The 12,931-nt window shown below is 50.2% G+C and carries 8 protein-coding genes; all 8 read left to right on the plus strand.

The genetic code is table 11. The annotated features are described in order from the left end of the window. Window positions 1-19 precede the first annotated feature (19 nt). The 8 genes from AC1RO5_RS09915 (at window position 20) to AC1RO5_RS09950 (ending at window position 12,697) form a co-directional block, all read left to right on the plus strand. Window positions 20-3,745, plus strand: a complete 3,726-nt coding sequence (locus tag AC1RO5_RS09915) for an ATP-binding protein (protein ID WP_493174738.1) — start codon at window positions 20-22, stop codon at window positions 3,743-3,745. After that, complete coding sequence (locus tag AC1RO5_RS09920) at window positions 3,742-4,404, plus strand: hypothetical protein (RefSeq protein WP_179677461.1); 663 nt, start codon at window positions 3,742-3,744, stop codon at window positions 4,402-4,404. The genes AC1RO5_RS09915 and AC1RO5_RS09920 overlap by 4 nt, the downstream gene beginning before the upstream one ends. Further along, window positions 4,401-5,642 (plus strand): hypothetical protein, encoded by a 1,242-nt coding sequence (locus AC1RO5_RS09925; RefSeq protein WP_493174739.1) that lies wholly within the window; start codon window positions 4,401-4,403, stop codon window positions 5,640-5,642. Before AC1RO5_RS09920 ends, AC1RO5_RS09925 begins: the two co-directional genes overlap by 4 nt. Continuing rightward, window positions 5,639-6,520, plus strand: coding sequence for a DUF7281 domain-containing protein (locus AC1RO5_RS09930; protein ID WP_493174740.1), 882 nt, complete (start codon window positions 5,639-5,641; stop codon window positions 6,518-6,520). Before AC1RO5_RS09925 ends, AC1RO5_RS09930 begins: the two co-directional genes overlap by 4 nt. A 444-nt stretch (window positions 6,521-6,964) precedes the next feature. Then, window positions 6,965-8,008 carry a hypothetical protein gene (locus AC1RO5_RS09935; protein ID WP_493174741.1) on the plus strand — a complete coding sequence of 348 codons (1,044 nt, stop codon included), beginning with the start codon at window positions 6,965-6,967 and terminating at the stop codon, window positions 8,006-8,008. After that, on the plus strand, window positions 7,986-9,512 hold the full coding sequence (locus AC1RO5_RS09940) for a hypothetical protein (RefSeq protein ID WP_493174742.1): 1,527 nt from the start codon (window positions 7,986-7,988) through the stop codon (window positions 9,510-9,512). The genes AC1RO5_RS09935 and AC1RO5_RS09940 overlap by 23 nt, the downstream gene beginning before the upstream one ends. A gap of 447 nt (window positions 9,513-9,959) precedes the next feature. Beyond that, on the plus strand, window positions 9,960-11,291 hold the full coding sequence (locus tag AC1RO5_RS09945) for an AAA family ATPase (protein ID WP_493174743.1): 1,332 nt from the start codon (window positions 9,960-9,962) through the stop codon (window positions 11,289-11,291). Window positions 11,292-11,965: 674 nt separating this feature from the next. Next, window positions 11,966-12,697, plus strand: a complete 732-nt coding sequence (locus AC1RO5_RS09950) for a phospholipase D-like domain-containing protein (protein WP_493174744.1) — start codon at window positions 11,966-11,968, stop codon at window positions 12,695-12,697. Window positions 12,698-12,931: the final 234 nt, after the last annotated feature.

Here is a 12,931-nt window from a genome sequence, read left to right on the forward strand (position 1 = left end):
TGAGCGAAAGAGGCGTCCGATGTCACAATTAATCAAGATCGTCCTGATCGATTCGCTTTGCGCGGGAGCCAAAGCAGAACTCGTGATGGATGGGAACACCAGCGTCACCGGTGAAAATGGCATAGGTAAGTCATCGTTCATCAAATTGATCCCTGTATTCTACGGCGCATCTCCTGGACGCTTGGTAAAAGCGAGCACCAACCGTGAAAGCTTTGCGAATTGGTACCTGCCAAGGGCATCGAGCTTTATCGTTTTTGAGTACCTCAATTATGCCGGTGACGCGCGCTGCGCGATCATGCACCGTAGCGGGGAAGGGTACTCGTACCGTTTGATTTCAAACGCCTGGAGCCCTGAGCTTTTGTACCGTGATTACGAAGCAGGCCACTTGGTGTTGCCAAGTGATCTACACGGTCGTCTTACACAACTGGGCATCTCATGCTCCCCTGAACTACAGCCGTATCACTATCGGCAAATAATCCAATTTAACAGCGGCACAGCTCATCTCGAGAAAATCACCGACGCCGGCAAGCGTAAGCTCGTCGTGAGTCTCCGTTCTGGTTTCTCGCTGGCACCGAAGCGCAAGGATTTCAATGGTATTGATTTGGTAACTCTGGCGCTCATAGAGAGCGGCGGTACCTTCGATACCATGAAAGCGACCATGGCTGAGATTCTTCAACAAGACAACGCCGATCCAAGTCGCACTCTGATGATGCTGAACGCACAACCCTTCCGGAGTGTGGTCGACAACCGTGCTGGCTATCTACTGATGGATTCTCTCAAGCCAGATATCTTTGAACTGAATCTCCAGTCTTACGAATTCCGCGCCGTCATTCGGCAAATGGGGACACAAAAACGCCGCGTTTCGATGCTGGAAGAAAAGCTGAGGGAGCGTCAGAACATCCGCGCCGCGGCTTTGGCTGAGCTACATACAGAAGACGATCATTTACAAAATCTGAATAGAGATCGAATGAGCGACCTAAATGGTCAAATGGGAGTAATAACTGGCCATGTTAAGGAGGAAGAAGCTTGGCTCCGAAAATTCGAAGAAAAGTTTGTCGTCTATCAGAAAAATCGCACTCACGAGCTTTTAGAGGAGTTTGATCAGCTTCCCGAAATACGAGACCAACTGCACCTTAAACAGGAGCATCAGATCAAGCTTAGCCGCCAAGGGGCAGACATCCGTAATGTCTATCAGGAGCTCGAAGCTTCGGCTAGACAGGTCGCCGCGGATGGCAAAGATGCTGTGTTCTCTAAGTACAAAGCCGCTTCACAAGGCATTCAGCAGCGGCGGAACGAGCTAGCCACTAACCAGCAAAAGCAACTTGATGAAATACAAACTGCTCACGAATGCGAGCTCACCGAGTATTCGCAGATTCAGCTGCAAGCAACGGTCACGCATGCTCGCGAGGTTTCACACTTTGAGCATCTTAAAACCCTCAGTGCTCTTCCTGCAGCTCAGCGCCTGGTGGATGAGTCGCAAGGTGGCATCAACAAGCAGATAGTTGTTGTTGATGAACTGCAAAAGCTGCTCAATTCGATCTCAACAGAAGTCGAAAGTTTGTCGCAGGAAAGGCAGGCACGAGCCGCGGAATACAGCGGTTTACAGTTGAGGAAGAATGCCCAGGTTGAGAGTCGGGATAACCTCAAGCGACAGATTAATGCTGGCGCTGAAACACTGCTCGGTTTCTTACGACGCTATCACCCTACTTGGACAGAAAATATTGCTCGACTCATCCCAGTCGAGACGCTGATGCGTACGGATTTAAACCCTGCATTCCTTGAGGAAGTTCAGCAAAATCTCTATGGGGTTGAGATCAACCTTGAAGTGCTCCCTCAGGCGGCAATTGCAAGTACTCACGCTCTTGAAACCGAGATTGCTTCATTGACTGCTCAGATTCAGGTGCTCAGCACGGACATGGAGCTGATGGAAAAACAGCAGCGTGGAGTGGAAGATCGACTACGACAAGCTGGCGCAAGGGCATCAACAACTCAAAAAGACCTGAGCAGTGCATACCTGGATTTGGAAATACTGAAAAGCGATCACAGAGGACTGATTGACCGTGCCCGCGAGGAAGTGGTTCAAGAAACAGAAATACAAGCAGCACGCGTTTCGGAAGCCGCGTCTCGGCTCGAGGAACTCACCACTCAGCAGGAAAACTTGAAGAAACGGCACAAGCGCGAGATTAACGATATACAAGCCGCGGGCGACAGTTCGCGATCGCTGCTGGATCAGGAACTGGCTCAAGTAGATCGAGACCAAGAAATCACCGAAAAACGCATCGATGCAACGCTAGCGGCATCACTTCACAATGCCAAAATCGATATGGAAGCTCAGCTTCTGTCTGCCGGAGTAGATGACACAGCGAGCAAGCGGCTCAGCTTAGAGATTGCCGATTTGGAAAGGAGGGTGAAACGCCTTCGGGATCACGAGTCGCTGATCGACAGTTACCGGCTTTGGGTTGAAGAAACAGTACCATCTGTGCCCGATCGGAAAGCCGCTTTAGCTCGTGCCAATGCTGATCGTGATCGTATCAAACGTGCAATCGATCAGTGGCAACTGGAGTTACAGGCTTCGCAAAGGGCGATCGTTGAGCGCAGAAAAGTATTGGTCAGTCAGGGGCATGAAGATGACCTAGAACTCAACGCCGTGGCACGCGTCCTGCGGGAACTTGGTCAAATCGACGCAGCTGCGGAAGCTCATCTCGCCTCAACGTTGAAGGCATCAGACATCGAAGATGAGGTCGGCAAACTTCGCCGCCGTCGAACGGACTGCCACCGCAAGGGCACAGATCTATATCGTGAGATTCACAAGCATTTCCAGAGGGATCGTTTGGTACACACGCCACAGGGCGCGGCAATTGAACAAATCATGAATCATGCTGCGAATACTACCTATGAGCTCGAACTCGCATGGTTGGAAGCCGCCCCAAATCTGCAGGAATACATTGAGATTTCTCATCCTGATCAAAAAACGAAGCTGATCATCCAAGCCAAAAACCTGTCAGACGAGCTCTGTGACAATCGCTCTAAGCTCCAGCAACTGCACCGAAGTATCCTTAAGCTTGGCCGTGACGCGACGGCAAAAGCGAGCGAGGTTCTCAGTTCCTTTGTGCAGATTCGTCAGTTCGAATTCAAAGTCTCATCACGAATCCACGAGATGTCGTTCTGGGATGACCTTACGAACTACGAACAGCAATACAAGCGTTGGAGCGGGATGGGTGGTGAATACCTTCCAACTGATGGCTTCATGGACGCACTTCGAACCATCGAACGCCAGATTGAAGATGGTGCCTTCACATCCAACCTGTCGGACTGTTTCGACGTGTCTGTCACGTGCAATGACCAGGGCAGGGTGAAGGTAGCGACGAACAACGCTGAGCTCGTTCACCTAAGTAGTACCGGCCTGACAAAGATCATCGTCGCAATGATCTACGTATCGCTATTCGAACTGCTAAGAAATGAGGCAGATTTCCAGATGTCGATCCCGATCGACGAAGCCCTCGAGCTCTCACCTGAAAACTACGTTGCGCTGGTCAGCTACTTCAATGAACGTGGACTCTCCATGCTGGCCTGCTTCCCAGGAGGTGCACCTGAGCTTCTTCGTCAATTCAACAACCGTTACAGCCTGGAGCGCAGGCCAGACACCGATTCAATTGTGGTGAAGGAATACGGGATTGAAGAGATGGATGAGCTTGATGACTTGAACGATGCACTTGGAAATGATGGCGGGGAGGGTGCACTGTGAGCCCTTTGAGAGATGTCCTGAACAAGCTTCTTTCTGGCTGCTTCATCTGCCAGTACGCCTACCCCGAGCTGCATCGGCAGTTGCGCAATGAAGTGTTTGCCGAAGGTGTCGAGAACGCGCTGGCGCCGTTAGGGCGGAAATTGGCGACACTGGGCGAATCCGAGGCCCCCGATACATATTTCGCACGGTTCATTGATTTTTCTGAGCCGGTTGATCGTGATGCGGCCACCGCACAATTGGTCGAGCTGCGCGATCAGATACGTCCATGTCTCGATTTCATCCGTTTGATCAATCGTGCGGGACGCAGTGAAACCTGTTTGGCCCCGGGAGACACTATCTCCTTCGCCGACATGCTCGATTCAATCGAGAACCACCCGACCTACCGCACGCAGCTTTGGGACTTGAGCGGGTACGATTTTTTCAGCAAGTCCAAGAGCGGCAAGGACAACAATGATCGGCTGAAATTGGTGCTGCGTGCATTGGCAGACGCGGGTTATATCGTGAAGCGCAGCAGCGAGTCTGCCAACTACGTAGCCACAGGAAAAATGGGGTACGTGCATACGATTCTGGCATGGATAGCTGAATATAATTCGCTTAGCCTGGACGTCGGTACGAGTGAACCGCATGACGGTGACCACCAGGGAGGGCTTAACTTGTGAAGGAGGCAGACTGGATCGAGCTGGGAGATTCCCTCACACGTAATGCGACCTTTATCGAAGCATTGTCGATTGCAGACGAGGAAGGGATCGCACTGCCTGAGCGAAGGACAAAAGGCATTTCCTACCTGATGTCCAAAGGACTAATCGAAGAAGACGATGAGCTCTACTATCTCAGTGGCCTGCTTCTGGATGTTGGCGCTCAGATTTCACTCCAGGGATTCGAGCGAGCGGCTCCTGACTTGCAAGAATCCCTCATTGCCATTAAGCAGCACTGTGAGGCATACCATGAAGCCAAGGCGTCTGACTCTCCCGGTGAAGCCGAACGGCATCTGAAGCGTTTGACGCATAGCTGCCGTCAAGTCACCAACCATCTTCGGAACGAGCAAGCCCAGACGCGCGCGTTCATTGAAGGCGGTTACGGATTCTCACCCCGGCTGAAAGACCGGTTACGGGACATCAACAATGCCATTGGCCGCCTCAAGCGTCTGCACGAGAAGCTTGGGTTGTTCACTCACCTTGGCTTATCCAGCATGACCAATAGCGATCGAGCGTTGCGGCGCATACTTCTGGATAACCTCCTGGGCGCCGTGTCGCGGAATCGTCTCGCTCTAGACGAAATGATCGGGCGCCTTGACCGGCTGAGTCTTGCGGTACGCAAACGCAATCATATGCGCCAGGTTGCTCACGCCGTCGATGTATTTCTCCAGGCAGGAAACCCTATCGACCTGGAACCTCTTTTTGACCGGAAAGATTCGGCTTTCTGGGTTCCGGCAGCATCGATCGATTTGGTTGGCAGTGTGTATTGTGATGTCGATGCAGGCGAGAGCTTGGAAGCCCTCGAGCTACTGATTGCGTCGCTTCCGCCACCGAAAGCCCGACGTGCGGAGGAACCGCCGAAGCCACGTGAGTCGAAGTCTGTAGTTCCCAACGACGAGCCACCCAAGGTACTGGAAAAACCATTTGCTCGTGATCATCTCAAGTACATGCTGCAGAGCCTGAGCGAAACCAAAACACCTCAATCAGCCGTGGCGTATTGGGAAGAGCATGGGGATCCCGAAATTTCCTTGAGCATATGGCTCTATGCTCTAGATGGCTATGTACGCCTGCAGTCCGCGGTAAGCAAGGTACGGCACAAGCCGCTTAACTATCGGCTGAATTCGGTTTACGCGCCCTACCTTCGCGCGTCCGCAAACCGACGAGTCCTTGATTTGATTCTTGAGAGAGCGGGGCGGCTATGAGCATCTTTGGCAACATGAGAGCGATCAAACCCATAGTAATCGCTATCCGACAGGACGCCAGGAAAGTTCAGATCAACGCTACCTGGTCACGGCTCAATAACGACTACAAAATTGGCAAGAAACTTGGTAACAACTACCTGTTGCTGACCGAAGTCGACCTCCAAACCGTCGGTATGATGCTGAAGAAAGAAACAGGCGTGGATGCGTTGAAAGTCAGCCTCGAAGAACTCGAAGGCGATCGCCTGGCCGTCGCGAAAATATCGCGTAATGAGAAGCTAGCTCGCTCGAAGACCGGAGATCGAATTGTCATGGTAGCCTCGGTCTCTGGCCAACTCCAACTGGCCTCCGGAGTGTACAGCCACCCAATAGGTGGAAGCCTCAGCGTTCCGGCAGAGGAGCTCCATGGTCTTGATACCGTGCTCTTGGTGGAGAACCAGGCTGTCATGTACGCGGTTAACGAGTATCGTTGGCCAACCGAGGTGAAACACCTGCCCATGCTTTTCCGCGGAAGCCCACAAATCACCCCTGCGGCAGTTACGAAGGCATTGTCCGAGGTTAAGCGAGTCATATGCTTTCCCGATTACGACCCTCAAGGCTGGATGAATACCCTGACTGCTAAGGCCCACGGGATCGTAGTCCCGTCAATGAGCGCAATCGGAGATATCGTTTCCGAGGAGTGGGACAAGCCTCAGGACTACGAAAAGCAGCAAGTCGCCCGAGAATGGTTGGGGAGGGTGGATCTACCACGTGTGCAAGATATGCTGAGGAGGGCGCTGGCGCTTTCGCAGGAGTCCATGGCGGGGATGGAGCTGGAGTTTCTCGCGCTTGAGTCACCAGGAGGATTTAGCAGTTCAGTGGCACGGGTGACGTCCATGTAAATTCCGTTGCTTCATCCGTCGAATATTTCAGGCATGGATTTCCTTAGAGGAGGACAGTGGTTGCTGGCTGGTCTTGGTATCTGATTGGGTATGGCGTAGGCGCCATTCATCCACGATCTAGGAATCACTAGGTTGCCTTGCAACCACCCTCAGGTATCGACATATCAAGCAGGGATGCATTGGCGGCTGAGTGAAGCCCGGCGCCGAAAGGGGTAGAGCAGAACACTTCCAGGTATCGCATGCCTAACCTACGTAGGCTTACCAATAAATTAATGGCTTTAGTATGTCTACTTGCCACTATCTCGCGCAGGGGGCATATTCTGCTCTGCAAAAATAATATAAGCCCGGTTATTGACCGGCGCTCTTTCTCAAGCTGCAGTCATGGCGTTGAGATCCACAATCACGTGTGCACTCTTTGGTGCATGGACGCAAGCAGGAAGACCGATGGGTTTTTTCACTCAGCAGGAAGAGGACGCCCTTACGATTCGCAGGATGAGCCTGCACGTTGTCGGCGCGAAAACGTTTGAAGCCATGCCCGAGCGCAAGCCGGAGCACACCGATTTCTTCAAGACTAAGATAGTAGAAAGCGCTGCTGATGCTGTATTCAGTTTCAAGACTAATTCCACGACAAAGATTGAACTGGAGTCGATCGTCGATGGTTCGACAACTTTCGAGCGAGGTGCGCAAAGCCTATCCAGGGGATTCAACACTCTCCATGTAGGAGGCAGCGCCGACGGCGTACTCTGCATGTTTGAGCTTGGAGTTGGAACTCCCGACACCGTCATTTACAGCCTGATCAAGTATGACTACAAAATGGCTTTGGAGCAGGACGGCTCAAAGCCAGAAGCTGCCTTACGTCGCATCGTCACGGCCCTAATTGACGACAAAAAGGCAGTTCAGAAAACGGCGCTAGTGCGCCTAATCAACGGCGTTGCGCAGTCTAGTGTTTCAGCTCGGGATCGCAAGAAGCAGGCCCCCGACCTAGCTGATTATTTCGAGGCGTTTCTGGGCGTCACTAGGACAATTTCAGACGAAGAGCTGAGTCGAACAGCTAGTACACTGCTTCGTCGGGCACTACATGCCTGCAGAACCCTTCTCCCCGATGAAGATGTGGCAAAGGCATTTCGGACTGCCAAGGGAATCCTAGGCAAGCGATTGAAGGTTGATGAGGACGCGATCGTTGAGGCGGTGCTCTCTTCGGCCGGTGATCCAACTGATGACAAAATCGTTCAGCGCTTTGAACGAGAGACACGAAGACGTGTAAGAGAGAGCAAGCTTCACCACTTGGAGTTCAAGCCAGACCGTGCGGTGTTAAGGCAGCCTGCAATCAGGAAGCTGAGAACGGTGGAAGGGGTGACAATCATCTTCCCAGACATCGAGAGTGCCCCTAACGTAACGATCGAGCCAGTAGCAGGCGGGGGCCAGCGCATTGTCGTAGAAACCAAGAAGATCACGGAGAATAGTCTTGTCGCTGATAGACCTAGCTAGTCTACTCAACCAAGAGGCGCGAACGGGCAATGCGTCGGTTACCGAAAGCGATACTGACTTAATCGTATCTGAGCTTGCGGCTGGTCTGGCGTTGCGCTTGGCAAGGCTTGCCAAGGAAGCTGGGCTCACTTACTCGACCTACGACCATGAGTACTCTGAATGCGACGAGGTCGACATTGTCGATGACTTCGGCACGTTCAGGTTGAGAGTGAAGAAGCCTGCGCGATCAACCGAGGATCTCTCTGACACTCTGTACATCATGACTGAAGTCGGATTTTCGGACTTCCTACGCAGAGGTCACAAGGCAGGGATTTGGCGCATCTTAGGACTCAATGCAGCGTTCATCTGCCAGGCTCGTGCTTTCGGTAATTGGGATGAGCCACTGACGCTCACACCATTACCAGCGACAAAATCGCCCCGCATGTTGGTTAAGGAGGCAGCCGATACTCGTAGCGTACCAGAGGACATTCGACTGTTACTGCTCCAAGGCTCAAATCTCGACGAACTCGAGCCTTTCCATCGACTCTGGGCCGAATATGCCCACGCTTCACTGACTCGCTGCATTGCCAACGAGGTCAGCGCTGGCGACCATCGCTTAATTTTTAAAGGCCCGCCCAAGCTCAGTCTTGAATTTGAGGATCGACCGCCTGGGGATTCTTTCAATCTGGAGGATTTCCAGCTTGCTCAAGAGGCGGCGTCCTGGGTCTATGAGAACGCTCGCGAAGCGGAGATGAAGCACGTGCTTCTCTCAACTGAAATCGCCCGCTCGGGTCGTGCAGATGGTGAGGTCATTACGTATTTCAGAGACAACCTCGATGCTGCGCTAGAGTGCGCCAAAATCGCTTACCAAATGTCGATTTCCGAGATTACCAAAGACACCTTGAAGTCATTGGGCGATCTACGAAAGGCTGTTACCGACGAGACCTCAAAGGCGACAGACGCTACCCGTCAGACAGTTACTGCCATTACAACAGCGGCGGGTGTAGGTATTGGCCTTGCCGTTGCACGCATTAGCGTTGCGCTCAATCCTTGGCTTATTTTGGCTGTCATGGTCATCGTGTGGCTGTATGTGGTAACCATTGCGTGGTCGGGTTGGCACTTTATTCTCGTGCAACGCGGATTACGTCAACAGTGGCAGACCAAGCTGTACAGATTTCTATCTGCAGGCGATTACGATGCGATGGTTACGACACCGGTTGGGCGCTCTGAAACTGTATTCAAGCGGACTGCCATTTCGGGTGTCGGGGTTCTTGCCGCTTGGGTGGCATGCGTTGTTGTATTTGCTTTCCTCGCGGCACCCAACTCACCGACGGCACCAAAGCTTGATCCACCAACCGAGAGCCCAGCTGGGAATGTTCTTGAGCCCGGAACCCCTCAGGAACGCAGACAGCCGACTGCGCCCATCATCGATTATTTCCGAGGCGAATGGGCTTGCCGGATGTATCCGGCCTCTACGACTGAGGGGTCAGTATGGCAAGGAAACCGGCTTAAACTCTTGAGTTAGTCATGAAGGACGCTAGCTTTCGACAATCTATCGATTCAGAGTACTCCCAGGCGCTGGGCGAAGCGGTTTTCATCTTCAGCTTACTAGAGTGGAATGCGATTTGGATCTGTGAGCGAATCCAGCCTGGCGCTTTATCAGGGCTCAACCCCAAGACTGCAGGTGCCATCGCCAAGCGTCTCATAGCACTCGTTCAATCACTTGATGACAGTGAGGAAAAACGAGAAAGAACACGATGTAGATGTACATGGAGGTGACCCGAGCATCGCACATACTGTGCCTAGCTATCCGCCAGAGCAGCATGGGTTAAGGTTCGGCGGGCGAGAAGCGGAGGGCGGCGCTCACAAGGCTGGGTGGTCGATTCTCGATCTGATTACATAAAAACAGCCTGCAGTATTAAAACTAGGACGCCTAATAACTTAAAGCCAGCATAAGCTCAAGGAAGCAACATTGAAAATTGGAAGTTTTGATCATGATGGGACTATGATTGAGTTGATTCCAGCTGAAGCATTATCAGCTTCGAGCAATTCATTTACCGTGGTAGTGGGTAAAAATGGCATAGGAAAAAGTCGTTTACTGTCTGGAATTGCAAAAGAGCTAATACAGCGTTACGACTATGATTATGACGATGAAGATGAGCCATTGGTTATAGCGATTTCAACAAGCCCCTTTGATAAGTTTCCTGCTATTTCTAGGAGCAGAAGCAAAAATTATAGTAATTTCCGTTACGTAGGTCTACGCGGGGACAGTTCAACTTCTGCCTCATCATTAATATCCCTTATGTCTTCTGCAGCTCGCGGTTTACTTAAAAGCGCTCTGTTTGGTCATAATAGCGCTAGTTTTCTGGAGGTTTTTTCTTCACTACACTTCAGGCCTCAAGCCAATTTCATACTAAAGCCAGCCTTTGACAAAGCCGTACATTCCACTGCCAATTCAACAGAAGAATATTTCTTTGTAGAGCCAGTTGAAAGCACTGGCCCGATACGAGTCGATAAAAGATACAAGCATGTCTATGACGGGTTAGATACTGAAGAGAAGTCCTCAGTTGAGTATGCGATGTCCAATGTCGCCTCTTACTACCAAGCTCGCAAGGCCATTGAGCTTGAGTTTGATTTCGCAACAAGCAAGTCCTACATTGACGGCAAAAAGCTATACCCCTCCATTTTAAACTCAATTGTCATTCTGATGAAGCTTGGGCTTATGCGACTAATGGATATCATCCTAGAGAAGGAAGACCACGGATCTCTGAGCCTACGCCGCGCTAGCTCCGGCGAGCAGTGCCTATTAATTATAATGCTAGGAATTGCCGGGCACATCAGAGACGGCTCAGTAATTTTGATTGATGAACCAGAAATTAGCCTTCACCCTCGTTGGCAAGAGGAATTCATGCCTATGCTGACATCAGCTTTTTCGGGGTTTTCGGACTGCCAGTTTATTATCGCCACACATTCGCCACAGGTGGTTTCCCGAGCCACATCCGAATTCTCTTACATTTTAGTACTGGAAAGTGGATCATTACTCAACTCCAAAGACTTCAATAACAAGTCTGCAGACTTTCAATTGGCAGAACTTTTCGGTGCTCCTGGTAGAATGAACGAATATGTATCCCGATTAGGATTCAACCTTATAGCAAAAATAAGGGCCAGAAAAAGCGTAGACATCGAGATCTTAAATGGCCTCGATGTTCTATTGACATTTAAGTCGAGATTGTCAGACGAAGATCCAGTAAAAAAACTTATCGCTTCAGTAGAGGAGCTAGTTGCCAGCCATGCCACTCATTAACTCTGCTGTAACTTTTAGTCCGGAAATTATTCTAAAAATCGCGACAGTCAAGTCGGAACCCATGCTCAATCACACGCGATGGGGCGATGATGACCTTGAAGAACTGCGGCGCGAAATTAGAAATTTCTATCGACGAGAACAAAAGCTGACCTGCGCTTACTGCAGGGAAGAACTCGGTTCAATCGCTGCCGTAAATGCTCCAATTGAACATATTTTACCTAAGTCGAAATACGTTCAGTTCATGTTCGAGCCAAAGAATCTTTGCGTTATATGTGCCGACTGCAACACTTACAAAAGAGACAGGGAGGGTCTTCTAGAGCCCCCCTTGTACAGGAACTCTATTATAACCTACCCTCTGGATTCAGATCGCTACAGGTTATTCCATCCACATATTGATGAGTACAATCAACATATTACAAAGATCAAATACATTTATCTACCAGGATCGAAGAAGGGGAGCTATACAATATATGCGTGCAATCTCAATCGAGTTATCGAGGAGCTAGGGGTATCTGACGAACTGTTCAATGACTTCGCCACTGCCCTAGAGCGAGATCGCTTTGGCGATAACGGCTAGGTCAATCCCACTTCAGCATGGCCCAATCTCCGTTACCTGCTTGACGGTGCGGCGGCCACCTCACCTAATCGCTATTACGAGACTTCGAGGCGAGAACTTGAATTTAAATAAATACCAATTAGAAAACCATAATCTTGAAGGGGTCGGTGAGACCCAAGACAATAGCGTGCACGATGACTGTGGCGTCTCTGTTTATTTTAGAGATATCGAGACCAAATTGATTGAGCACATTACAAGGGCAAATGCGGTCTTTGGAGCCGTCGCCTGGCTAACTAGCCCAGAAATATTAGACGCACTATCACTACCAGAGCAAGTCCAAATAATCGTTCAAAAAGAAGATTTCTTAAGGCCAGATCAAGATGACCAATCAGGTGATGAGTGGAAAAAATCACTTCACTCAAAATATTCAAAACTCAAATTTACGATTCCGAGAGGAGATTTTGATCACTGGATACTCGGAGCTACTACTATGGATAACATATATCCACTAGATCCAGTCAGGTGTGCCGGATGCCATAACATCGCTAAAAAATCAGCTTTTCCGAGGATGCATAATAAATTTTTAGTTTTTGCAAATATCGAGCAAGGAGATGATGGAGGTTGCCCGTTCTTCATCATTGAGCCTTATGCTGTTTGGACGGGTTCATTTAACTTTTCAAAAAATGCGACCAACTCTTTAGAGAATGCACTTTATATAACTAACGATAATATTGTTAAAGCGTATTTTAAAGAGTATACTCAAATAGCAGCCATATCCGAGAAGCTTGATTGGACATCAAACTGGATTAGCCCCGAATGGTATATTGGCTATAAAAATAGCAACGATTAAATACTAATGTATTTTTTTGGAGCTCTAGCCCTAAGCCATTGGTGAAATGGCACGCTCTTTAATCACTTTGGCCTTGATGATGTGGAATAGGAGCGTAATTGTAACTTTATGAAAGCCTTCTTAAAAAGCTAGAAGTGTTATCCACTTGAAATCTGATGGACACCATCGCCTTTGGCGGTAGGATCAGGAAGGAATGTTCAGTTGGCCTGTAACGACGCAATATGGCGAATAAGT

Source organism: Pseudomonas sp. GW822-FHT02G04 (genome assembly GCF_058802085.1).